Below are 23,433 nucleotides of genomic sequence, written 5' to 3'. Positions count from 1 at the left end.
TGGTGTCGTCGATCTTCACGTACAGTGCGGTCAAGAGGGTATCCAGGTCTTGCGTCACAACATGATCTTGGATGCCCTCTCTTCATGCCCAGACATCGACCCCTGACTTCGGAACTACTCGTCTAGGGTCGACGCGTGACGACCGATCCGCTGCTGCTGATGGGCGAGGTGGACGACGCCACCAGTCGACTCCTGCGTACCGCGGCCTCCTTCGACGGCGCGGGCCTGGCTGCCGCGTCGCTGCTGCCGGGCTGGACGCGCGGCCACGTGCTGGCGCATTTGGCGCGCAACGCCGACGGCTTCGTCAACCTGCTCACCGCGGCCCGCACCGGCGAGCCGCTGCCGATGTACGCCTCGCCGGAGGCCCGCGCGTCGGACATCGAGGCCGGCGCGGGCCGGCCAGCGGCCGAGCATCTGGACGACCTGCGGCGTAGCGCGGACCGGTTCACCGAGGCGGTCGCGGCCATGCCGGTCGAGGCGTGGGCGGCGACGGTGCAGACCCGCCGGGGCCCGTGGCCCGCGGCGCTGCTCGTCTGGGGCCGGTTGCGTGAGATCGAGGTGCACCACCTCGACCTGGCCGCCGACTACCGGCCCGGCGACTGGTCGGAGGCGTTCGCCCACCGGCTGCTGCACGAGGTGGCCGCGCACCACGGCGACCGGCCGGAATCGCCGTCGATGGTGCTGCGCTTCGACGGCAGCCGACACGAGCTGGTGATCGGGGAGCCCGCGGACGCACCGGTCATCGCCGGTCCGGCCCCCGAACTCGCCGCCTGGCTGATCGGCCGGGACGGCGGTGGCTCGCTCGCCGTCACTCCCGACGGCCCCCTGCCTACTCCACCGGAATGGATATAGACACCTCATGACTTACAGCGGAGACGTCACCCCCGGCGACGCGCCGGCGGTGCGGGAGCTGAGCGGGCTCACCATCAGCAAGCTGTCGGTGGGCCCGATGGACAACAACGCCTACCTGCTGCGCTGCACGGCCACCGGCGAGCAGGTGCTGATCGACGCCGCCAACGAGGCGCCCCGCCTGCTGGACCTGATCGGCGACGGCGGGCTGACCGCCGTGGTGACCACCCACCAGCACATGGACCACTGGGTGGCGCTGGAGGAGGTCGTCGCCAAGACCGGCGCCCGGCCGCTGGTGCACGCCGACGACGCGGCCGGGCTGCCGGTCGAGGCGGAGCGGCTCGCCGACGGCGACACCGTGCCGGTCGGCGACTGCGCGCTGGAGGTCATCCACATCAAGGGGCACACCCCGGGCTCGATCGCGCTGCTCTACCGCGACCCGGCCGGCACCCCGCACCTCTTCACCGGTGACAGCCTCTTTCCAGGCGGCGTGGGCAACACGGACCAGGACCCGGAGCGCTTCGCCGCGCTGATCGACGACGTCGAGCACAAGCTGTTCGACCGGCTGCCGGACGAGACCTGGTTCTATCCCGGTCACGGCAAGGACAGCACGCTCGGCGCGGAACGGCCGGCCCTGCCCCAGTGGCGCGCCCGCGGCTGGTGACCCGGGCGGGGCCGGCCCCCCGGCCGGCCCCGCACCACCCACCCGACCGCTCGGGCGCACCCCCGCACCCGCCGTCGGGCCGAACCGGTCAGGGCGTCGGCGCCCCGGTGACCGCGCGCAGCCGGCGCCGGGTGCCCAGCAGCACCACGGCGGCCAGCACCAGCCCGACCCCCATGGTGACCAGCAACGGGCTGGACTCTCCCGGCAGCAGCCCGGCCAGTGAGCGGGACGCGGTGCCCAGCACCAGGTAGAGACCGGCCCAGGCCGCCGCGCCGAGCGCCGCGCAGCCGAGGAACCGCCGGTACGACATCCGCAGCCCGCCGGCGGCCAGCGGTAGCAGCGCGTTGAACACCGGCAGGAACGGCGCGACCACCACCATCCGGCCCCCACCACGACGCAGCAGCCCCTCCGCCGCCGTCCAGCGCGCCTCGCCGATCCAGTCGCCGACCCGACTGCGCCGCAGCCGCTCCCCGTACCGGCGACCGACCAGGAAGCTCAACGACCAACCGGCCAGGCAGCCGACCAGCACCGCGGTGAAGGTGGCGAGCCCGGTGGCCGGGCGGCCCACCCCGACCGCGGCCAGGATCGCCACGTCACCGGGGACCAGGACACCCAGCAGCGGTACGGCGTCGAAGAGCATGACCAGCCCGAGCGTGCCCATCAGCAGAAGGATGGGCAGTTCCCCGACCTGAGCCAGCCATTGCGTCATGCCCCGTACGCTATGACCACCGCACCACCGTGGACATCCGGTCGCATCCCCCACCGACCCCTGGTATCCGCCTCGGGGTCGCCCCTGAGACGGCCCCCGGCCTCAGGCGGGTCGCAGCACCTGCACCCGGCGCAACGACGAGTCGACCGAGGGTTCGGTGGTGGGCACCGGATAGTCGGCCAGCACCGTCAAGCGGTCCGCCGGCAGGTGCCCCCGGCCGGGATCGCCGACCAGCACCTCGGCCCCGCGGGCGGCGGCCCGCTGGAGGAACGGCAGCATCCGGTCGGCCATGGCGCGGCTGTAGAAGACGTCCCCGGCGACGACCAGGTCCGCCTCGGTGTCGGCGCTGTCGAGCAGGTCATCCCCCGTGGCGGCGATGGCGACCCGGTTGGCCCGCGCGTTGACGGTGACGGCGGCGACGGCGTACGGGTCGATGTCGTTGGCGACCACCTTCGCCGCGCCGGCCAGCGCGGCGGCGATGGCCACCAGCCCCGAACCGGCGGCGAGGTCGAGCACCCGCTGGCCGGCCACCAGCTCCGGATTGTCCAGCAGGTGGCGGGCCAGGGCCTGACCCCCGGCCCAGGCGGAGGCCCAGTACGGTGGCGGCAGGGCGTGCCCGACGGCCGCCTCCATCCGGGCCCACCAGACGATCGCGTCCTCGGCCAGGTGCAGCCGCACCTCCGGCACGAACGGGGTAGGCACCAGCCGGAGCCGGTCCAGGCCGCCGCCGGGCGCGTCGATCTCGCGCTCCAGCTCGGACAGCGCGGCGGCTGCGGCACCCCTCATCGGCGCAAGCATGCCGCAGCGGAGGGCTGGCGGGGCGGGTTTCACGTGCCGGCGCGCAGAGTTCACCCGACTTCACTCGAAGACCTACGGCACTTCGGCCGGCGGATCCGCGTTTCGCCCGTTACTGTCGGACAGGTACGGGCGATCATCGGCCACAGGCCGAGGGTCAGCCGCTTTGAACAGGGAGAGATGCATGGCAACCGGCACGGTTAAGTGGTTCAACTCGGAAAAGGGCTTCGGTTTCATCGAGCAGGACGGTGGAGGGCCGGACGTGTTCGTCCACTACTCCGCCATCGCCTCGAGCGGCTACCGGGAGCTCAACGAGGGCCAGAAGGTCGAGTTCGAGGTGACCCAGGGGCAGAAGGGTCCGCAGGCGGACAACGTCCGCCCGATGTAGCTCCGTGCCGGTAGCGGCGGCCGGTCTCCGGCCGCCGCTGCAGCGCACTCAAGACGCCGCCGGGGCGGCGGGCAGGTCCCGCCGCCGCCGGAGCGGCCCGATCAACAGAATCAACGGGGTGAGCGCCAACCAGGCGGTCATCACCATGATCGCGGTCCCGACGCCGTAGCGCACGCCGATGGCACCGGCCAGCACAGCCGCCAGCGGAATGATGCCGAAGTTGAGCAGCTGCATGCTCACGGTCACCCGGCCAAGCAGGTGGTGCGGGGTGTACGTCTGTCGGAAGCTGCCCTTGACCACGTTGCCGATGGCCACACCGAGGCCGATCAGCACCCCGCCAAGGGCCGGCCAGACCAGCCCGACACCGGGCGCGGCCAGCGGGATGAGCAGCGCGGGCGGCCCGGTGAGGGCCGCCCCGAGCAGCAGGGCCCGCGCGGTGCCGCAGCGCCGGGCCAGCGCGGTGGCCAGCAGCGCGCCCACGATCCCCCCGGCGCTCATCACCGCGATCAGGACGCCCACCAGGCCCGGCGCGAGCCGCAGTTCGCGGACCAGGAAGACCACGAGGACGGCCTGGTAGCCGGTCAGCCCGATGTTGCTGGCCGCGCCGAAGACCGTCAGCACCCGCAGGTACGGGTCGCGGACGACGAAGCGCAGCCCCTCGGCGATGTCCCGGCGCAGCGACCGGGACTCCTCAATCCGGCGGGCGTGCGGCTCGACGGTGCGGATCCGCAGCAGGAAGACCGCGGAGAGCAGGAAGGTCAGCGCGTCCAGCAGCAGCGCGGCGACCGCTCCGGTGAGCTGGGCGATCAGGCCCGCGAGCCCGGGCCCGACGACGTAGCTCACGGTCTGGGTGGCGTGCAGCTTGGCGTTGCCCTCCGGCAGCTGATCGGCTCGGAGCAGCACCGGCAGGTACACCTGGTTGGCGGTCTCGAAGAAGACCCGCGCGGTGCCGGCGCCGAGCGCGACCAGCAGCAGGTGCCAGACGGTGAGCCGGTCCAGAGCCGCGGCCAGCGGCACGCTGAGGAAGGCCACCGCGCAGAGCAGGTCGCAGGCGACCATCACCGGCCGGCGCGGCAGCCGGTCGACCCACGCGCCGGCCGGCAGGCCGATCAGCAGCCACGGCAGCCAGGCGGCGGCGGTGAGCACCGCCACCTGGAAGGTGCCGGCGTCGAGCACCGCCACCGCGACCAGCGGCAGCGCGACCGTGGTGACGTTGCTGCCGACGCTGCTGACCGCCTGGCCGGCCCAGAGCAGCCGGAAGTCCCGGTGCCGCAGCAGCCCGCCGGCGGGCCGAGCCAGGCTCGGGTCGACGCGGGTGGCCGCGGTCACGGCCGGGCCGGAATGCCGTGGACGAACACGAAGACCGGCTGGCGTTCGCGGCCGTCGTCGGGCGCCTCCCGGTCCGCCCAGCGGGCCAGCAGGTCGATCATTTCGCGGCTCAGCTCGGCCAACTCGTCGGGCGTGAGGTGCAGCCAGCGGTCGGTGGAGAACGGCGCGTCGTCCCAGGCGGCCTGCGCTGGCTCGTCGGCGGCGTGCCAGGCCCGGGCCAGGGTGACGTGCCGGTCCAGGTTGAGCGACGTGGCGGCGTCGAAGACCGCCCGGGCGCCCGGGTCGGCGTCGAAGTCGGTGGTGGACCAGCTGATCCCCCGGGACACCAGCCGCCACCACCGCTCGCGCCGGTCCCGGGCCAGCTCGGGGGCCTCGGTGACCAGCTCGGCGGCGCCGAGCACCTTGAGGTGGTGGCTGACGTTCGCGGGCGCCTGGTCGGTGCGCTCGGCGAGCGCGCCGACGGTCGAGGGGCCGTACACCTTGAGCACGTCCATCAGCCGGCGGCGCAGCGGGTGGGCCATGGCGGCCAGCACCCGCGAGTCGGTGACCTGGCGTACGTCGGGGCTCTCCATGCCACCCAGCCTGCCATCCACAACAGCAGTTACGCAACATCTATTGCGTAACTACCGTTGCGGATCAGGCGCGGCCGGCCCGGTGGCTCAGGCGGCCAGCCGGCGGGCCAACTCGTCGGCGACCTGCTTGGCCATGGTGGGCGGGATGGCGGCGGCGATCTTCTCCGGGGTCAGGCCGGCCAGCACGCCCGCGATGATCGCCTGCTCGTCGGTGACGTCTTTGCCGGCGAGTTGCGCCACCATGGCGGCGGTGCGGTTCAGCACCCGGTACGCCTCGTCGGTGCCGGGGCCGTTCTGCAGGTCCCACGTCCAGATCTTGCGCACGTCGTCGTCGGTCAGTGGCATGTCGTCCTCCAGGAGTCCAGTGGTGGTCAGGTAACGGCGGAACAGGGGCGTCTGGTCGCGGCCGGCCTTGATGGCGTCACGAAAGAAGCTGAAGTGGGTGTGCCAGCGGTGCGAGCTGTCGCCGCTGGTGCGCTTGCCGAGCCGGTCCCACCGCCGTACGGCGCTTCCGTCGGGGCTGTAGATGATCTCGCGGATGTCCCGCGTGTCGGCCGCGTTCGCGACGCACTGCCCCACGCACCAGAGCGAGAAGCTGGACAGGGTGTGCGTCCGGCCACCGGCGCGGACCTCGAAGCCGCCGACGTCCAACGCGGCCGCGTCCAGGGTCAGACCGGCCCGGTCCCGGGGTGACTCCACCACCGAGTAGTCGTTGGTGACCACCCGGTCCGATCCGCAGTGGTAGCCGCCCCGGTGCGCCGGATCGCCGACGATGCCGACCTCCGCCGGCTCCAGATCGTCCGGTCCGGGTGCGTTGTCGAGGTGGGTCAGCAGCAGGGTGCGCACGGCCAACAAGTTCGCCGGGGCCCGGGTCATGGGGTCCCCCTTTCCGATGGGCGGGGGCCGGGCACGACGTCACACCGCGTACGCGGTGCGGGGCTACGGACGAGCCCGGCCTACTGGTGCACAGCGCCGGGCGTTGACCCAACGATAGCCCGCATCAACCGCTAATGCCCAGCTCAGAGGGGATCTGTTCACCGTGGAGATCGTTAGGAGCCAGAGTGGACGGTCGGTAACCGCAGCGCCGAGGGGTACGTGGGGTCGTGCAGAACCTGCCGCCACCCGGCACGCAGAGTCACAGCCGTACCGAGGGGTTCGCCGGTACCCGGGTTGCGCGCCCAGCGGGGATGGGCGCCACCGGCGACCTGCACCCGCAGACGGTGCCCGGCGGCGAACCGGTACGCCGTCGGCCAGAGCGGCACCGGGACCCGGTGCACCCCGGACGGATCAGCCGGGAACCGCCCGGGCGCGACCCGGACCAGCCCGTCGCACACGTTCCACGAACGACCACGACGGTCCACATCACACAGTCGGACGAACACGTCCAGGTGCGCGAGTTCACTGCGGACGTGGATCTCGGCGTGCACCGGGCCGATCACCTCGATCGGCCGGGCCAGCGGGGCGCTGGTGTACGTCAGCACGTCGGGGCGGGCCTCGACGCTCCGGTTGTCCACCGGGCCGGCCCGCTGCGCCACCAGCAGTGGCCCGCCGAGCGACGGGGTGGGGTCGGCCGGGTCGTACCGGAACTCGTCCGCCGGCGAGGGGACCGGCGGGCGCACCGCCAGCTCGCCACCCGGATGCAGGTGCCACGCGGTGTCGACCGCCGGCGGCGGCCAGTCCGCCAGGTCCCGCCAACCACTCCCGGAGCCGCCCACGTACAGCCGCACCGGCGCCGACCCGGACCGCCCGCCGTGGCGGGGTCGCTCGCCCGCCTGGGCCTGCCCGGTCAGGTGCTCGTCGAGCCAGGCCAACCCCTCCCGCAGGGCGGCCACGAACAGGCCCGGGCTGCCGTGCGTCCAGGGGCCGATGACCAGGCGTGGACGGGCACCGGCGGCGCGCAGGGTGGCGTGGTCGTCGAGCTGGGCGGGCAGAAAGATGTCGTGCCAGCCGGTGACCATGATCACCGGCGCCCGCACCCGGGCCACCCGGTCGGCGAAGACCCGGGTCCGCCAGTACGCGGCGTCCGGGATGTGGTGGTGCAGCCACTCCTGGAAGAACGGGATCGTCACCCCGGTGGCCACCCGGTCCGATCCCGCCAGCGGCAGGTGCTCCAGCGCGGCGGCCAGCCGGGGCTGCCCGCGCTTGAGCTCCCGCTGCCGGGCCAGCCACGGCACGGTCTGCGCGTGCAGCAGCTCCGCCCAGGTCAGCACGGTGTCCAGGGCGAACGACTCCCCCGCGTACGTCGAATCCCGGGTGGCCGAGGCGGTCACCACCGCGACCATCGCGCGCAGGTCGTCGCCGGCGTCGGCGGCCAGCGCCCACTGCGCGAAGCCCTGGTAGCTGACACCGAACATGCCGAGCGCGCCGGACCACCACGGCTGGCGGCGCAGCCAGTCCAGGGTGTCCACCCCGTCGTCGCGCTCGTGCACCAGCGGAGCGAACGTCCCACCGGAGCCGCCGGTGCCCCGGCAGGACTGGATCACGGCGTGCCGCCCGCGGGCGGCGAGCAGCCGGCCGAGCAGGCGCAGCGGCCCGCCCCGCCCGTACGGGGTGCGGATCAGGACGGTGGGCGCGTCCGGGACGCCCGGGGCGTAGTGGTCGGTGCGCAGCACCACGCCGTCGCGGGCCCGGAGCGGGATGTCGTGGGTGACCCGCACCGGGCCGGGGCGGGTCGCGGGAAGCCGTAGCGCGGCGCCGGCGAGGCGGGCGACGAGCCGGTCCGGCACCGGTCAGCCCGTCGGGCGGCGGGGCGAGTCGGGCCGGGCGGCGCGCACGGCGTCGCGGTGCGCGCGCAGCGAGTCGCTCATCCGCGCCATGAACCGGTGCACAGTCTCCAGCTCGTCCTCGTCGAACTCGGCCATCACCGAGTCGGTGCGGACGCCCAGCGGCTGGAAGAACTCCATGGCCAGGGCAGCCCCCTGGTCGGCGTAGTGCAGCAGCACCTTGCGCCGGTCGGCGGTGTCCCGGTCCCGGCGGATGTGGCCGGCTCGTTCCAGCCGGTCGATCAGGGCGGTGACCGAGCCGGAGGAGAGGTTGAGCTGTTCACCGAGGCGGCCGGGGGTGATCGGGTCACCGAGGATCTCGGCGTCCATCACCGCGAGCAGCGCGTTCAGGTCGGTCGGGTTGAGCCCGTGCAGGTTGGCGAAGGCGTGGCCGACGTGCTGGGCGTCCACCGCGTACCGCCGAAGGTTGTTGGTGATCTCCGCGACCAGCTGCTCCCGGCGCGTGTCGCGCCGCCGGTACATGCCGTGAGTCACCACCGCGCGCCACTTCTTTCCCGTCGTCGGTCCCTCGGGTTGCAGCATAGAACAGCCGTCGATAATCTCGGCTATCAAGATACTCTCCAATCGAGAGGCTCCGAGGTCACCCTGATGTCCGCCTTCACCAGAGTCGCCCGCGGCCGGTTGGCCGCATGGCTCACCGTGGCCGCCGCGATCGTCGTCGGCGCGACCGTCTTCGGGCTGCCCCGGCCGGACAACCCGGCGCCCGTCTCCGCCACCGGCCTGTCCGTGCAGTGGCAGTCGACTCAGGTGCAGCGGTTGCAGGACCAGCTTCCGTCCAGCGAGGTCCAGCCGGCCATCGTGGTGATCAGCCGCGGCGACGGCGGCGCGCTGAGCGAGGCCGACCGGGCCGCCGTCGCCGCCCGCTCCGGCGACCTGAGCCGCTTCGCGGTCGGCGGGCAGGTCAGCCCGACGCAGGTCTCCCCGGACGGCACGGTGGCACTGGTCGCCGTGCCGCTCAGCACCGGCGGCGGACAGGACGAGGTCACCGAGACGGTCGCGCGGCTGCGCGCCGCGCTGGCCGACCTGCCCGAGGGGCTCACCGTCGAGGTGACCGGGGCGCCCGCCTTCACCGCCGACCTCTCCTCGGTCTTCGAGGGCGCCGACGTCACCCTGCTCGCGGTGACCGCCGCCGTGGTCGCGCTGCTGCTGCTGATCACCTACCGCAGCCCATTCCTGTGGATCGTGCCGCTGGTCGTGGTCGCGGCGACCGAGCAGCTCACCCTGCGCGCGGTGGACACGATCGTGCCGGCCGTCGGCATCAACCTCCAGCAGGGCCAGGTCACCGGCATCGCCAGCGTGCTGGTCTTCGGCGCCGCGACCGACTACGCGCTACTGCTCATCGCCCGCTACCGCGAGGAGCTGCGCCGCGACGAGGACCGGTACGCGGCGATGCGCGCCGCGCTGCGCCGGACCGCCGAGCCCGTGCTGGCCAGCGGCGGCACCGTAGTGCTCGGCGTCCTCACCCTGCTGCTCAGTGAGCAGGAAACCAACCGGGCACTGGCCGTGGCCTGCGCCACCGGGGTGGTCTTCGCGATGCTCTCGGCGCTGTTCGTGCTTCCCGCCGTGCTGGTGCTCCTCGGACGCGGCCTGTTCTGGCCGTTCGTACCCCGGGTCGGCGGCCCGGTCCGCGAGGGCCGGCTCTGGGGCCGGCTCGGCAGCGCCGTGGAACGCCGCCCGGCACCGGTCGCGGTGCTGGCCACGCTGCTCCTCGCCGGCCTCGCGCTGGGCGGGCTCGGGATCCGCACCGGCCTGTCTGAGACCGAACAGTTCCGGGTCGAGCCGGAGGCGGTGACCGGCGCGCAGACCCTGGCCCGGGCGTTCCCCGCGGGCGCCACCCAGCCGGTGGCCGTGCTCACCACCCCGGCGGCGGTGCGGGCGGTCACCGAGGTCGCCTCCACCGTTCCCGGGGTCGCCTCGGCTCGCCCCGGCGACTCCGGCCAGGCCGTCGCCCAGGTCGACGTGGTGCTGGACGCCGAACCCGGCACCACCGCCTCCGACCGCACGATCGAGGCGCTGCGCGACGCGGTCGCCGCGGTCCCCGACTCCGCCCCGCCCGCGGTCGACGGCGCCGAGGCGCCGTCCGGGGCGATCGTCGGCGGCACCGTGGCCGCCAGCTACGACTCCGAGGAGGCCAACGACCAGGATCTGCGGTTGATCCTGCCGATCATCCTGTTGCTGGTCGGCGCGGTGCTCGTGCTCCTGCTGCGCGGCCTGCTCGCACCGGTGCTGCTCGTGCTCACCGTGATCGCGTCGTTCTTCGCCAGCCTGGGCGCGGCATGGCTGCTCTTCGACCACGTGCTCGGCTTCCCGGCACTGGACAGCGGTGTGCTGCTGCTCGCCTTCGTGTTTCTGGTGGCGCTCGGCGTGGACTACAACATCTTCCTGGTCACCCGAGCCCGGGAGGACGCCGGCAGCGCGGGCACGCGGGACGGGATGCTCTCCGCGCTGCGGGTCACCGGCGGGGTGATCACGAGCGCCGGCGTGCTGCTCGCCGCGGTCTTCGCCGTCCTCGGCGTGCTGCCGCTGATCACGCTGACCCAGATCGGCATCATCGTCTGCATGGGCGTCCTGCTGGACACCCTGCTGGTCCGCACGGTCCTGGTGCCGGCGCTGGCGTTCATGCTCGGCGACCGTTTCTGGTGGCCCAGCCGGATAGTGCGCGAGCGCCCGGCGGACACCCCGGTGCCGCCCGAGCCGGTCACCGCCCGCGACTGACCGATCGGCTCGCTCAGTACCCCAGACAGACGCATTCGGTCATCAGCGCGCGCACGTTGCGCACGTAGGACGGGTTGGGGATCGTGAGCGACCTCCCCTCCTGCGCCACCGCCCCGTGCCCGAAGTTGTACGCGGCGATCACCGCGTTGAGCAGGCAGGAGTTCAGCTCGGAGGTGCACAGGCCGGCGTCGAGCCGGAAGTCGGACTCGAAGTACATGTCGCCGATGTACTTGGTCAGCCAGGCCAGGTAGTTGGCCCCCAGGTACGCGTTGTCCCGGTAGTCGTCGAGCTCGTAGCTCTGCTCGAACCGCTGGTTCATCCAGGTCGCGGTGCCCGGCATCACCTGCATCAGCCCGACGCCGCCGTCGCAGGCGTAGATGTTGGACTGCCAGCCGCTCTCCTGCCAGGCGGTGGCCTTGACGAGGTCGAGCGGGATCTTGATGCTCGGCGCGGAGGTCGGCCAGTAGATGCGGGCGGCCGCGTCGGCCAGCGCCGCCTTCGCCTCGGCCCGGGTCGCCTGGGCGCCCTTGTAGCTGGGCTTACAGGAGGTCGGTGCCGGCTTCGGCGGCGCCGGCGGGACCTTGGTCTCGGTGGGCGGCTTCGCCACCGGGCGCGGCTTCGTCGCCGGCCCGGACGCGCGGGTCGGCTTCTTCGTCGGCTTCGGGGTGGGGGACGCGCTGCGGCTCGGCGCGGCACCCATCGACTCCACCCCGCTCACCGACGGGCCCGGCTCCACGGCGGCCTCGTCGACCGGGGCGTCCGTCGGCGCCTCGGTGACCGCGACCGGCGCGGCCTCGCCCCGCGGGCGCTCCCCCCGGTCGGCGCAGCCGACCACCGTGCCCGCCAACAGGAGCCCGGCGAGCACCACAGCGCCCACCCGACCGATCCGTCCACGCATGCCGTTACTCCCCCGTGTGACCGTCGTCGCACCCTAGCAAGGTTCGACCGGGCGGCGAGGCCCCTGCGACGGCGGCCGGACCGGGTCCTCCGGCTGCTCCCGCTCCCCCACCGCCCGGTCCCGGGTGGCCCAGGCGACCATGAACACCACCGTCCAGAGCACCCCGAGCAGCACCGCCGCCGCGGTCCCGCTCGCCGTGTCCAACCCGAGGTAGAGCCGCGCGCCGCCGACCCCGAGCACCCCTGCGGCGGCGGCCGTCCAGGCGGCCACCGCCACCGGCCAGCGGGCGCTGCGGGACACCAGCCAGGCGAGGGTGCAGAAGCTCGCCGCGACCACCGCGTTCTGGGTCGGGAACGGGACCGCCTCGCCGCCGCCCGGGCCGGCTCCCGGTGACCCGGTCAGCTCGGCCACCACGGCCAGCACGAGCAGCGGCACGAACGCGCCCACCGTGCCGACCACGCTGAGCAGGTCGGCCCGCCAGGGCCGGTTCCGCCACGCCAGCACCGCCGCCACCACCGCCACCAGAACGATCAGCACCCACCCCCGCGCCACGGACACCAGGGCCAGGGTGGCGTCGGCGGCGTCCGGGGTCCGCCGGGCGGCGAACCAGCCCCCGATCGCCCCGTCCAGCGCGGCCAGCCCGCTGTTGCGCACCACCACGGCGAGCAGGCCGGCGATGGCGAGCCCGGCGGCGAAGAGCAGCAGCAGCCCGGCGGCGAGGTTGAGCAGCAGCGTCCAGGCCGGCCCGATCCGCATGGCCACCAGGAAGAACAGCACCCCGTAGCGGGCGCCGAGCCAGCGCACCGGCGGCAGTGCGCCGGCCCGGGAGAGCAGCGCCCGGACCGGATCGGGATTACGGCCCAGCCACCGGCTGGCGAGCACCACCCCCAACAGGCCGGCCAGCAGCACCAGCACCGCGCCGGTGGCCCGGCCGAGCAACCGGGAGACCGTGTCGTACGACTCACCGGCGACGTGACCGAGCAGCACCGAACCGCCCACCCAGGTGACCACGCCGGCCAGGTTCCACGGCGCGAACCGCCGGTACGGCATGCCGGCCGCGCCGGCCAGTCGGGGCACCAGGGTGCGGGCGAAGGCCACCCAGCGGGCGGCGAACACGCCCCGCCCGCCGAGCCGGGCGAGCATGGCGTCGGCCCGGCCCCACCGCTCGGGCCCGACCCGGTGGCCCAGCCCGGCACGCAGCCGCGAGCCGTACCGCCGGCCGGCGCGGAACGCCAGCGCGTCACCGAGGACCGCGGCGACGATCATCGCGAGCAACGCCGGGCCCAGCCGCAAGGTACCGTTGTAGGTGAGGAAGCCGACGAGCAGCAGGGTAGCCTCACCCGGCACGAGCAGGCCGAAGATCACCGCGGTCTCGCCCGCCACGATCAGCGCGGCGACCAGGTAGATCCACAGGGTGGGCAGACCCTGCACCGTGGTCAGCAGATCGTGCACTCAGGCCCCCGGGACACGGGAGCCAGCATGCCAGCCGGGGGAACGACCCGGACAGCAGTTTCACCAGAGATCAGGGGCACCTGGGGGTGACCCCGACGCAGCCTGCGCGAGCGCAGGCGGAAGGATAGAGGGTATGCAGCTTCGCACCGACCTCCGCAACGTCGCCATCATCGCTCACGTCGACCACGGCAAGACCACCCTGGTCGACGCCATGTTGCGGCAGGCCGGCGCGTACGGCGCCCGCGGTGAGACGACCGAGCGGGTGATGGACTCGGGGGACTTGGAACGGGAGAAGGGCATCACCATCCTGGCCAAGAACACCGGCGTGCGCTACCTGCCGGCGGATGGCTCCGACCCGGTCACCATCAACATCATCGACACCCCCGGCCACGCCGACTTCGGTGGCGAGGTCGAGCGCGGCCTGACCATGGTCGACGGGGTGGTGCTGCTGGTCGACGCGAGCGAGGGCCCGCTGCCGCAGACCCGCTTCGTGCTGCGCAAGGCGCTCCGCGCACGGCTGCCGATCATCCTGGTGATCAACAAGGTGGACCGCCCCGACGCCCGGATCAAGGAGGTCGTGGACGACACCTACGAGCTCTTCCTCGACCTGGACGCCGACGAGGAGCAGATCGACTTCCCGATCATCTACGCCTGCGCCCGCGACGGCATCGCCTCGCTGACCCAGCCCGCGGACGGTTCCGTGCCGGACGACAGCACCTCGCTGGAGCCGCTGTTCCGCACCCTGCTGGACACCATCCCGCCGCCCGCGTACGAGGACGGCGCGCCGCTGCAGGCGCACGTCACCAACCTCGACGCCTCGCCGTTCCTCGGCCGGCTGGCGCTGTGCCGGGTCCGCCAGGGCACGATCAGCAAGGGTCAGACGGTGGCCTGGTGCCGCACCGACGGCAGCACCCAGCGGGTCCGCATCTCCGAGATGCTGATGACCGAGGGCCTGGAGCGCAAGCCGGCCGAGTCGGCCGGTCCGGGCGACATCATCGCGGTCGCCGGCATCTCCGAGATCATGATCGGTGAGACGCTGGCCGACGCGGAGAACCCGGTGCCGCTGCCGCTGATCACCGTCGACGAGCCGGCCATCTCGATGACCATCGGCACCAACACCTCGCCGCTGGTAGGCCGGGTCAAGGGCTCCAAGGTCACCGCGCGGATGGTCAAGGACCGGCTCGACAAGGAGCTGATCGGCAACGTGTCCCTGCGGGTGCTCCCCACCGAACGGCCGGACGCCTGGGAGGTGCAGGGCCGCGGTGAGCTGGCGCTGGCCATCCTGGTCGAGCAGATGCGCCGGGAGAGCTACGAGCTGACCGTCGGCAAGCCGCAGGTCGTCACCCGCGAGATCGACGGCAAGACCTGCGAGCCGGTCGAGCGGCTGACCATCGACGCGCCCGAGGAGTACCTCGGCGCGATCACCCAGCTGCTGGCCACCCGCAAGGGCCGGATGGAGCAGCTGGTCAACCACGGCACCGGCTGGATCCGGATGGAGTGGCTGGTCCCGGCGCGCGGCCTGATCGGCTTCCGCACCGAGTTCCTGACCGACACCCGGGGCACCGGCATCCTGCACCACGTCTTCGAGTCCTACGAGCCGTGGTTCGGCGAGCTGCGTACCCGTAACAACGGCTCCCTGGTCGCCGACCGGTCCGGCGCGGTCACCGCCTTCGCGATGATCAACCTGCAGGAGCGTGGCCAGCTCTTCGTCGAGCCGACCACCGAGGTGTACGAGGGCATGATCGTCGGCGAGAACTCCCGCTCCGACGACATGGACGTCAACATCACCAAGGAGAAGAAGCTCACCAACATGCGGGCGTCGACCTCCGACGAGACCGAGAAGCTGATCCCGCCGCGCAAGCTGTCGCTGGAGCAGGCGCTCGAGTTCTGCCGTGAGGACGAGTGCGTCGAGGTCACCCCGACCGCGGTGCGCATCCGCAAGGTCGTGCTCGACCAGCAGCTGCGTGGTCGGGCCGCCGCCCGCCGCAAGCACGCCGGCTGACCTACAGCACCCGGCACCGGGCGCGTCGACCGCTTGCGGTCGGCGCGCCCGTCCGCTTTCCGGCGGGGTACGCGGGCCTGCCCGGTCGGCCCGCCGGTGATCCGCTACGGTCACCGGCATGACCTGGGATGATCTCGACGCCCACCTGGACCGGGTGCCCGGCACCGTCTCGGCGTACGTGGGCCGTCTCGACGCGCCGCCGACCTGGACCCGCCATGCCGACGCCGCCCACTACGCCGCCAGCACCATGAAGGCGGCGGTGCTCGCCGCGCTGCACCGCGCCGCCGAGGCCGGCACGCTGGAGCTGGACGCCCCTATCCCGGTGATCAACGAGTTCGACTCGGCCCAGCCGGGCGCACCCCGGTTCTCCTGCGCGCAGCACTACGACAACGACGACGCGGTCTGGGAGCGGGTGGGCGGCACCGCGCCGCTGCGCTGGCTCGCCGACCGGATGATCGTGCGGTCCAGCAACCTGGCCACCAACCTGGTCATCGGCCACGTCGGGCTGCCGTCGGTGGCCGAGGTGTGGGCGCTGGCCGGAGCCCGGCACAGCATCACGGGCCGCGGCATCGAGGACTTCGCCGCCCGCGAGGCCGGCATCACGAACCTGGTCACCGCCCACGACCTGGCCGCCCTGCTCGGCGCGCTGGCCACCGGGTCCGCCAGCCCCGGCAGGCTCGCCTCGCCGGCCGGCTGCGCGGCCATGCTGGACGTGCTGCTCGCCCAGGAGCACCGCGAGGACCTGGCCGCCGGCCTGCCCGAGGGCACCCGGATCGCGCACAAGAACGGTTGGGTACGCGGCGTCCGGCACGGCGCCGGGGTGGTCCTGCCCGACGACGCCCCGCCGTACGTGATCGCCGTCTGCACCACCACCGACCTGGCCGACGGCGGCGCCAGCGGCGAGGACGACGCCTGCCGGCTGATCGCCCACGTCTCGGCACAGGTCTGGGCCACCCGCCACCAACTCTGACGCAGCACCCGCCGACGCGCCGACGCGTCGATCTAGGGCTTATCACCGTGTATCGATCTATGAGCACGACGATATGCCCTAGATCGACGCTCACTCCAGCAGCTGTGCCCGCAGCGCCATGAGGGTCTCGTCGGTCAGCCCGAGCCCGTCGCGCAGGTAGCCGTCGAACGGGCCGTGCACCCGGCGCACCTCCTGGTAGCCGGCGTCGAGGTACTCCGGGCGGACCTCCAGCACCGGCAGCACCGCGTCGACGTCCAGCTCGGGCTGGCGGCGCCGCATCGCCTCCACGATCACCGCACGCAGGCTGTCGGTGAGCGCGTTGTTGCGCAGGTACTCGGCGCGGATCGCGGCCTCGTCCACCCCGAGCGCGGTCAGCAGGATGACGGTGAGCCAGCCGGTCCGGTCCTTGCCGGCGGAGCAGTGGTAGACCAGCGGCAGGTTTTCCGGCGCGGCGGCCAACCGCACGGCCTCGGCGAAGCCGACCCGCGCCGACTCGCCCGTCACGAACCACCGGTAGATCTCCGCCATCGCCCCCGCCGTGCCCTGCCGGGCCAGCTCGGCGTACGCGTCCAGGTCGTGGCCGAGCAGCACCGCCGAGACGTACGTGAAGACCGGGTGCTCCGGGTCGTGCACCGGCAGGTGCACCACCCGGGGCTCGCCGGCCAGCCGGTCCGTCGGGGCCACCGCGATCTCCGAGCCGTCACGCAGGTCGACCACACAGGCCGGGCCCAGCTTCGCGAGCACCGGCAGGTCCTCGTCGGTGAGCCGGCCCAGCGCCGGGGTCCGGATCAGCCGCCCGGCGCGCACCCTCCGGCCATCGGCGCCGACGAGGCCGCCCAGGTCACGCGCGTTCGGCGCGCCCACCATCTCCCAGTCCCGCCCGGTCATCCGGTGTCCCCTCCCGCCGCGTGCCTACGTATAGGGTGCCGCACATGACGATCTCGGCGGTACGCACCCACCGGGTTTCCGCCCCCTTACACACCCCGTTCGTCACCGCGTTGCGCCGGACCACCACGGTGGACACTCTGGTCGTCGAGCTGGTCGACGCCGACGGCAGGTCCGGCTTCGGCGAGGCGCCGCAGGTCTGGCAGGTCACCGGCGCGTCGGTCGGTGGCGCTCAGGCGTGCGTGCGGGAGCTGCTCGGGCCGCTGCTCACCGGGCGCGACCCGGACGACCTGGTGGCCCGCTGCGCCGAGGTCCAGCGCGCGGTGGTCGACAACGAGGCGGCGAAGGCCGCGGTGGACGTCGCCCTGCACGACCTGGCCGCCCGGCGGTTGGGCGTACCCCTGGTGCGGTTGCTCGGCGGCACCACGCTGCGGGTGCCCACGGACGTCACGCTGGCCGCTGGCGACGCGGCGGACCTGGCGGCGGCCGCGCGGCAGCGACAGGCTGACGGTTTCGGCGTGCTCAAGCTCAAGGTCGGCACCGACGCGGCCGGCGACCTGGACCGGGTCCGGGCGGTCCGCTCGGCCGTCGGTGCCGGGGTTCGGATCCGGCTCGACGCCAACCAGGGCTGGACGCCCCGGGAGGCGGTGCGGGTCATCCGCGGCATCGAGGACGCCGGGCTCGACGTGGAGCTGGTGGAGCAGCCGGTGCCCCGCTGGGACCTGGACGGGCTGGCGTGGGTCAGCGACCGGGTGTCCGTGCCGATCCTGGCCGACGAGGCGGTCTTCGGGGTCCGTGACCTGGTGGAGGTGATCCGTCGTCGGGCCGCCGACCTGGTCAACGTCAAGCTGGCCAAGTGCGGCGGGTTGCAACCGGCGCGCACCCTGCTGGAGCTGGCCGCCGCGCACGGGCTGGGCACGGTGGTCGGGTCGATGATGGAGACGCAGGTCGGCATCGGCGCGGCGGCGAGCCTGGTCGGCGCGTACGGCACCACCGCCGTCGCCGACCTGGACGCCGCCTGGTGGCTGGCCTGGTCACCGGTGCACGGAGGGCTCCGCTACGAGGGCGCCACCGTGGTGCTGCCGGACGCTCCCGGCCTGGGCATCTCGGGCCTGGCTGAAGCAAAGATGCAGCCCCGCGGTTGATGATCGTTGGTTTCTTTCATAGGGTTCCAGGGACAGCGGGCACGAGCTGGGGGTTGACGTGGAGCTGCAGCCGGGCCGCGAGGCCGTCGTCCGGGTCGCGGTGGCGACGCTGTGGACCTCCCCCGAGGCGGTCCGCCCGGTGGATCAGCCGGCGCTGACCGCGCGCGCCGACATCCCGACCTGGGTCTCGGGCCTGGACACCGACCAACAGGTCGGCGACTGCGTGCTGAGCCAGCTGCTGCTGGGTGAGCGGGTGCTCATCAGCGAGCTGCGCCCGGACGGCTGGGCGCGGGTGGTCGCCGTCGAGCAACCGGCCGCCAAGCTGGACCCGCGCGGCTACCCGGGCTGGTTGCCCGTCGACCAGCTGGCCCCCGTCGACCCGGCTGTCACCGGCCACCCCCTGGTGGTCGACGCCACGGTCACCGGGCTGCGTTCCGCGCCGAACGGGCCGGTCGTGCTGCCCGGCGTGGTCGTCGGCACCCGACTCGTCCCGGCCGGCCCGGTGCACGACGGCTGGCAGCCGGTGCACGTCCCCGGTCAAGCCGCGCCGCTGTGGCTGCCCGACGGTCAGCTCACCTCCGCGCCGGCCGGGTCGCCCAGCGCCGCCGACGCGCTCGCGGTGGCGCAGCGGCTGCTGCACGTGGTCTACGTCTGGGGTGGGCTCTCCGCGTACGGCATCGACTGCTCGGGCCTGGTGCACCTGGCCTGGCGCCGCTTCGGGGTGCTGCTGCCCCGCGACGCCGACGACCAGGCTCAGGCGACCACCCCGCTGCCACTGGGCCAGGAGCGCCCCGGCGACCTCTACTTCTTCGCCCGCCCCGGCCGGAAGATCCACCACATCGGCATCGTCACCGCCGTCCCCGGCGACCACGAGAACCGGCGGATGCTGCACGCCTGCTACCGGCGGCGGCGGGTGGTGGAGGAGCCGCTGCCGGCCGAGCGGACCGCCACCCTGGTCGGCGCGCACCGGGTCTGACCGGCCGGGCGCGTCCCCGCGCCCGGCCGGCGGCGGGTCAGCGCCGAGCCTCGGCCAGTTCGCGGTGTCGGTCGCGGGCGGACTTCATCAGGCTGGCGACCGTGGCGATCAGCAGGGTGCCGAGGATGACCAGCAGGGAGAGCCAGATCGGGATGTGCGGTGCCCACCCCACGTGCTCCCCGCCGTTGATGAACGGCAGGTTGTTGTCGGCCAGAGCCTCCAGCACCAGCTTGACCCCGATGAAGCCGAGCACCACGGCCAGCCCGTAGCTCAGGTAGATCAGCCGGTCCAGCAGGCCACCGAGCAGGAAGTAGAGCTGCCGCAGGCCCATCAGCGCGAAGACGTTCGCGGTGAAGACCAGGTACGGCTCCTGGGTGATACCGAAGATCGCCGGGATCGAGTCCAGAGCGAAGATCAGGTCGGTGGTGCCGATCGCGATCATGACGATCAGCATCGGGGTGAAGAGCCGTCGGCCGGCCGAGTGGGTGGTGAGCTTCGCGCCGTCGTAGTCCTTGGAGATCGGCAGCGCCTTGCGGCTCCACCGGATCAGCAGGTTCTCCGAGAACTCGTCCTCGTTCGGCTCACCCTGCCGGGCCAGGTTGACCGCCGTGTAGATCAAAAAGGCGCCGAAGATGTAGAAGACCCAGGAGAACTGCGAGATCAGCGCGGCACCGGCGGCGATGAATCCACCACGCATCACCAGTGCCAGCACGATGCCGACCAGCAGCACCTTCTGCTGGTACTGCCGGGGCACCCCGAAGCGGGCCATGATGATCACGAAGACGAAGAGATTGTCCACCGAGAGGCTGTACTCGGTGAGCCAGCCGGTGTAAAACTGCCCGGCCGCGCTCGCCCCGGAGGTCAGCCAGAGACCGGCGCCGAAGAGCAGGGCCAGGCCGACGTAGAAGGCGACCCAGAGGCTCGACTCGCGCACACTCGGCTCGTGCGGGCGCCGACCGATGATCAACAGGTCGACGAGCAGAACCGCAGTCAGTGCGACGAGCGTTACCGCCCACACCAATCCGGACACGTCCAACGTTCATTCCTCCGGCAGACACGCGGCGTCGGGCACACCGTACGCCCTCGGAGGGGCCGGTGTGCCGCTGACGCTCACTCTGGTGACTGTCGGAGGTCTCTTCCGCCACCTCCCGCGAGCGGGACGGCGACCGACGGGCCGGGTCGGGGCCGCCGACGTTCTGGCGATCGACCGTGCTGACGACTCCGTCGCGAGGGAATACTCCCCTCCTCGATGACCATTCTTCCCCACCACGCGGTGTGATCGCACCCCGGGCAACCGGTGTCGCCGCCCACCCGTCAGCCGGGAATATCGTCCGACCCATCCCCTAGTGCGTCCTAGGAGGCTAGCGCGGCTCCGCCCAGGTGGTGCCGGTGCCGGCCAGCTGGAACGCGGGTGCCGGTGAGCCAGTCGATCAGCACAGCGTCACCCTGGGGCCACCACCGGCACCGGAACAGACCCCACGACGCCGCCCGGGCGACCCGTCGTGGGAGGCTCTCCGACATGGTGCTTGAGGTCGCGCTGATCGACGTACTGCCCGGACACGAGGACGCGTTCGCCGCCGCGTACGCCCAGGGCCACCCGGTGCTCGCCGGGGCACCCGGCTGCCGGTCGGTGCGGATGACCCGGGGGATCGAGTCCCCGACCCGGTTCGTGCTGCTGGTCGAGTGGGACTCGGTCGAGGCGCACGAGGAGAACTTCCGGGCCACCGACCGGTTCACGCAGTGGCGCGAGCTGCTCGGGCCGCATTTCGCCGGGCCGCCCCTGGTCGAGCACTTCATCGACGTACCGGCCTGAGCGGAGCTGTCGTACCCCGCGGTTACCGTGCCCACCGCACGCGCCGGCCGCCGGTCCCGACGGGCTCGGGGGCGCCGGGCCCGGTGGTCGCGCCGTGCCCTCATTCGCCGACGCGGCGGGCCAGCGCGGTGACCGTCTCCTCCGGTGACAGCGCGGCGGCCAGCAACGCCTCGGTCATCCGCTCGTACCGGTCGACGTCCAGCGCCGTGGCCAACCGGACGTCGGTGGTCAACGCCTCCAGCATCACCGTGCGCGGATCCGCCGGATCGGGAAAGGCATAGCAGGAGTACGGGGTGAGCGGGTGCAGCCCGTCGCCGGCCACCCCGCGCTGCAGCAGCCGCACCGTCACGTGGGCCAGCCCGCTCACGGCGACCAGGTGCCGCAGCTGCTCCCGCCAGACCGGGACCGGCAGGTCACCCGGGTCGCAGGCCGCCTCGGCCAGCACCGCCGTGTAGCGCGGCGGGTCCGCCCGGCGCAGCACCTCCTGCCGCAGCGCCCGGGCACGCACCTCGGCCTCCACGTCGACGTCCGGCGTGAGCAGAGCACCGGCGGCGACCCGCAGCCGGGCGTACGCCGGCGTCTGGAGCAGCCCTGGCACGACCGCCGGCTGGTACTCGACGATGTGGGCGGCACCCGCCTCCAGCTCGGCGTAGGTGCGCTGCCGCTCGCTCATCTCGCCGAGCGTCTTCCACCAGCCGCGGCTGGTGGCCGCGTCCCGGGCGATCACGATCAGCGCGTCCCGGGCCGGCGCCGGCACCTGGTAGACGTCCAGCAGGTCGAGGACGTCGGCGAGGTCCGGGCGACTCTGGCCCAGCTCGATGCGGGACAGCTTCGACGTCGAGGCCCAGCCCAGCCGGTCGCAGACCTGTTCCAGGGTCAGCGCCTCGCGCCGGCGTAACTGGCGCAGCTCGGCGCCGAGCCGCACGCGTCGAATGACAGGACTTGTTGGCAACGGCATCCCCGCCTCCCCATCGAGGGAGAGTACGCAGGACGATCACCCAGTGCAATACCACGCTCGCGCACCGCAACCGTCCGATCGTCCCGGTCTACCGGGCGCAGCGGCTTCCACCTGCCGTTTCCGCCTGCTGGCGGTGGCCGTCGCCCAGCCGCGTTCCGTGTCGGCCCGGCTCGTGCCGCCACATGGTCAGGGCCGGTAGGTGCCGAAGCTCCAGACATGGCCGGCCAGGTCCCGGGCGGCGTAGTCGCGGGAGCCGTAGTCGGTGTCGAACGGCTCGCGGATGATCTCCGCGCCGGCCGCGCGGGCCCGGGCGCAGTGGGCGTCGACGTCCGGCACGGCCACGTAGACCGACCAGTCGTCGTCGGCCGGGCGGGGCACCGAACCGGACCGGCCACCCAGCATGATCATGCCGGTGTCCAGGACGAGTTCGGCGTGCGCGATCGTGCCGTCCGGCGCCTCGTGCGACGCGTGCACGTGGAAGCCGAAGGCCGAGCAGAGCCAGTCGATGGCGGAGCGGGGGTCGGGGTACCGGAGGATCGGGTAGACGGTTCGCATACCCCTGAGTCTGGGCCGGCGACCCGGGCCGGGATTGGACGAATGTGACCTCGCCCGGCCGGGCTGCGTGGTGTCAGCCGGCCACCGGCGACCGGGCGGCGAGCAACGCGGTCGGGGTGGCCCCGGTGAACTGGTGGAAGTCCCGGATCAGGTGGGACTGGTCGTAGTAGCCACAGCGCGCCGCCACCTCGGCCCAGCCGACGCCCGGGCGCGCACCGGCCACGGACTGCGCAGCGCCGGCCGGCGGCCCGAGCGTGGCGCCGACATCGGTCAGCGCGGCGTACGCCTGCTGGAAGCGCAGCAGTCGGGCCGCTGTCTTCGGCGGCAGGCCGACCTCCTGCCGGAACCGGGACGCCAGGTGCCGGCGGCTCCACCCCAGTTCGTCGGCGAGCGTCCCGATCCCACCCCGCCCGCCGCTGGCGACCAGCGACCGCCACGCCCAGTCGAGCCGGGTATCCACCGGCGGACCGGCTGCCAGCCGGGCGGCGAGCGCCACGTCGAGCAGCGCGAACCGCTCCGGCCAGCCGCCGGCGTCGGCCAGCCGGCACCGCAGCCGGCCCAGCCAGCCGCCCGGGAGCTGCCCGACGCCCACCGCCCGGTTGGTCAGCTCACTCAACGGCAGACCGAGGATGCGGCGGGCGGCCAACGGCGCGAGCAGCAGCTCGACGCCCTCCCCCACACCCACCGTGCGGGTCATGCACCAGCCGTCGAAGGTGCCGGCCACGAACGAGTCGACCTGTTGGACGCCGCGCTCGGCGCTGCGCGGGTCGGTCACGTCCAGTGGGGCACCCCAGCCCAGGATCAGCACCACGAAGACGCCGGCCGCCTCCCGGCGGACCAGCGGCAGGTCCGCGCGCTCCCGGTAGCCGACGTACCGGTCGACGAACGGGCGCAGCCGGACCTCGGGCAACCCGAGGACCACCTCGTCGAGCGGTGCCAACGCCGTCAACCCCGACCACCCTCCCCCGCGCCCCG

At 73.2% G+C, this 23,433-nt stretch carries 23 protein-coding genes; 9 read left to right on the top strand and 14 right to left on the bottom strand.

The genetic code is table 11. The annotated features are described in order from the left end of the window. Positions 1–135 precede the first annotated feature (135 nt). The gene (locus KBX63_RS15460; protein ID WP_210911868.1) at positions 136–852 is read left to right on the top strand and encodes a maleylpyruvate isomerase family mycothiol-dependent enzyme; all 717 of its coding nucleotides are present in this window, start codon (positions 136–138) and stop codon (positions 850–852) included. Between the two features lie 7 nt (positions 853–859). Further along, a complete protein-coding gene (locus tag KBX63_RS15455) occupies positions 860–1,513 on the top strand; it encodes an MBL fold metallo-hydrolase (RefSeq protein ID WP_210911866.1) in 654 nt (217 codons plus the stop codon). 88 nt (positions 1,514–1,601) lie between these two features. Here the strand turns inward: KBX63_RS15455 and KBX63_RS15450 are convergent, their stop codons facing one another. Then, positions 1,602–2,222, bottom strand: a complete 621-nt coding sequence (locus KBX63_RS15450) for a DedA family protein (protein WP_210911864.1) — start codon at positions 2,220–2,222, stop codon at positions 1,602–1,604. Between the two features lie 102 nt (positions 2,223–2,324). Next, the gene (locus tag KBX63_RS15445) at positions 2,325–3,020 is read right to left on the bottom strand and encodes a methyltransferase (protein ID WP_210911862.1); all 696 of its coding nucleotides are present in this window, start codon (positions 3,018–3,020) and stop codon (positions 2,325–2,327) included. Positions 3,021–3,201: 181 nt separating this feature from the next. Between KBX63_RS15445 and KBX63_RS15440 the strand changes: the two genes are divergently transcribed. Continuing rightward, the gene (locus KBX63_RS15440; RefSeq protein ID WP_007462771.1) at positions 3,202–3,405 is read left to right on the top strand and encodes a cold-shock protein; all 204 of its coding nucleotides are present in this window, start codon (positions 3,202–3,204) and stop codon (positions 3,403–3,405) included. Positions 3,406–3,453: 48 nt separating this feature from the next. Here the strand turns inward: KBX63_RS15440 and KBX63_RS15435 are convergent, their stop codons facing one another. The 5 genes from KBX63_RS15435 to KBX63_RS15415 form a co-directional block, all read right to left on the bottom strand. Beyond that, positions 3,454–4,734 (bottom strand): MFS transporter, encoded by a 1,281-nt coding sequence (locus KBX63_RS15435; protein WP_210911860.1) that lies wholly within the window; start codon positions 4,732–4,734, stop codon positions 3,454–3,456. After that, positions 4,731–5,306 carry a helix-turn-helix transcriptional regulator gene (locus KBX63_RS15430; protein ID WP_210911858.1) on the bottom strand — a complete coding sequence of 192 codons (576 nt, stop codon included), beginning with the start codon at positions 5,304–5,306 and terminating at the stop codon, positions 4,731–4,733. The genes KBX63_RS15435 and KBX63_RS15430 overlap by 4 nt, the downstream gene beginning before the upstream one ends. 87 nt (positions 5,307–5,393) lie before the next feature. Then, positions 5,394–6,182 carry a hypothetical protein gene (locus KBX63_RS15425; RefSeq protein ID WP_210911856.1) on the bottom strand — a complete coding sequence of 263 codons (789 nt, stop codon included), beginning with the start codon at positions 6,180–6,182 and terminating at the stop codon, positions 5,394–5,396. A 173-nt stretch (positions 6,183–6,355) separates the two neighbouring features. Continuing rightward, positions 6,356–8,032 (bottom strand): CocE/NonD family hydrolase, encoded by a 1,677-nt coding sequence (locus KBX63_RS15420; RefSeq protein WP_210911854.1) that lies wholly within the window; start codon positions 8,030–8,032, stop codon positions 6,356–6,358. Positions 8,033–8,035: 3 nt separating this feature from the next. Continuing rightward, on the bottom strand, positions 8,036–8,551 hold the full coding sequence (locus KBX63_RS15415) for a MarR family winged helix-turn-helix transcriptional regulator (protein ID WP_210911922.1): 516 nt from the start codon (positions 8,549–8,551) through the stop codon (positions 8,036–8,038). A gap of 126 nt (positions 8,552–8,677) precedes the next feature. Between KBX63_RS15415 and KBX63_RS15410 the strand changes: the two genes are divergently transcribed. After that, positions 8,678–10,804 carry an efflux RND transporter permease subunit gene (locus tag KBX63_RS15410; protein WP_210911847.1) on the top strand — a complete coding sequence of 709 codons (2,127 nt, stop codon included), beginning with the start codon at positions 8,678–8,680 and terminating at the stop codon, positions 10,802–10,804. Between the two features lie 13 nt (positions 10,805–10,817). Here the strand turns inward: KBX63_RS15410 and KBX63_RS15405 are convergent, their stop codons facing one another. Together KBX63_RS15405 and KBX63_RS15400 are read right to left on the bottom strand one after the other, a co-directional pair. Beyond that, positions 10,818–11,702, bottom strand: a complete 885-nt coding sequence (locus KBX63_RS15405) for a lytic transglycosylase domain-containing protein (RefSeq protein WP_210911845.1) — start codon at positions 11,700–11,702, stop codon at positions 10,818–10,820. A 33-nt stretch (positions 11,703–11,735) separates the two neighbouring features. Next, positions 11,736–13,154, bottom strand: a complete 1,419-nt coding sequence (locus tag KBX63_RS15400; RefSeq protein ID WP_210911833.1) for a DedA family protein — start codon at positions 13,152–13,154, stop codon at positions 11,736–11,738. Between the two features lie 133 nt (positions 13,155–13,287). Here KBX63_RS15400 and typA point away from each other — a divergent pair, with 133 nt between their 5' ends. Together typA and KBX63_RS15390 are read left to right on the top strand one after the other, a co-directional pair. Continuing rightward, positions 13,288–15,156 carry a translational GTPase TypA gene (gene typA, locus KBX63_RS15395; RefSeq protein ID WP_210911831.1) on the top strand — a complete coding sequence of 623 codons (1,869 nt, stop codon included), beginning with the start codon at positions 13,288–13,290 and terminating at the stop codon, positions 15,154–15,156. 118 nt (positions 15,157–15,274) lie between these two features. Beyond that, positions 15,275–16,126, top strand: coding sequence for a serine hydrolase (locus KBX63_RS15390; protein ID WP_210911825.1), 852 nt, complete (start codon positions 15,275–15,277; stop codon positions 16,124–16,126). A gap of 90 nt (positions 16,127–16,216) precedes the next feature. On the opposite strand, the gene KBX63_RS15385 is transcribed toward KBX63_RS15390, so the two are convergent. Then, positions 16,217–17,014 (bottom strand): tyrosine-protein phosphatase, encoded by a 798-nt coding sequence (locus KBX63_RS15385; protein WP_210911823.1) that lies wholly within the window; start codon positions 17,012–17,014, stop codon positions 16,217–16,219. A gap of 44 nt (positions 17,015–17,058) precedes the next feature. On the opposite strand from KBX63_RS15385, the gene KBX63_RS15380 reads away from it, so the two are divergent. Further along, complete coding sequence (locus tag KBX63_RS15380; protein ID WP_210911821.1) at positions 17,059–18,156, top strand: mandelate racemase/muconate lactonizing enzyme family protein; 1,098 nt, start codon at positions 17,059–17,061, stop codon at positions 18,154–18,156. Positions 18,157–18,214: 58 nt separating this feature from the next. Then, positions 18,215–19,132 carry an NlpC/P60 family protein gene (locus KBX63_RS15375; RefSeq protein ID WP_210911818.1) on the top strand — a complete coding sequence of 306 codons (918 nt, stop codon included), beginning with the start codon at positions 18,215–18,217 and terminating at the stop codon, positions 19,130–19,132. Between the two features lie 37 nt (positions 19,133–19,169). On the opposite strand, the gene KBX63_RS15370 is transcribed toward KBX63_RS15375, so the two are convergent. Next, positions 19,170–20,168, bottom strand: coding sequence for a TerC family protein (locus KBX63_RS15370; protein ID WP_210911816.1), 999 nt, complete (start codon positions 20,166–20,168; stop codon positions 19,170–19,172). Positions 20,169–20,651: 483 nt separating this feature from the next. On the opposite strand from KBX63_RS15370, the gene KBX63_RS15365 reads away from it, so the two are divergent. Continuing rightward, positions 20,652–20,945, top strand: coding sequence for an antibiotic biosynthesis monooxygenase (locus KBX63_RS15365; protein ID WP_210911814.1), 294 nt, complete (start codon positions 20,652–20,654; stop codon positions 20,943–20,945). A gap of 100 nt (positions 20,946–21,045) precedes the next feature. Here the strand turns inward: KBX63_RS15365 and KBX63_RS15360 are convergent, their stop codons facing one another. From KBX63_RS15360 to KBX63_RS15350, 3 genes are all read right to left on the bottom strand, one after another. Beyond that, a complete protein-coding gene (locus KBX63_RS15360) occupies positions 21,046–21,903 on the bottom strand; it encodes a helix-turn-helix transcriptional regulator (protein WP_210911812.1) in 858 nt (285 codons plus the stop codon). 186 nt (positions 21,904–22,089) lie between these two features. Continuing rightward, positions 22,090–22,458, bottom strand: coding sequence for a VOC family protein (locus KBX63_RS15355; protein WP_210911810.1), 369 nt, complete (start codon positions 22,456–22,458; stop codon positions 22,090–22,092). Positions 22,459–22,531: 73 nt separating this feature from the next. After that, positions 22,532–23,407, bottom strand: a complete 876-nt coding sequence (locus KBX63_RS15350) for an AraC family transcriptional regulator (RefSeq protein ID WP_247662377.1) — start codon at positions 23,405–23,407, stop codon at positions 22,532–22,534. Positions 23,408–23,433: the final 26 nt, after the last annotated feature.

This window comes from Micromonospora sp. U21, from assembly GCF_018070045.1.
In the GTDB taxonomy this organism is placed as follows: domain Bacteria; phylum Actinomycetota; class Actinomycetes; order Mycobacteriales; family Micromonosporaceae; genus Micromonospora.
This window is presented reverse-complemented; position numbering and strand designations above follow the sequence as displayed.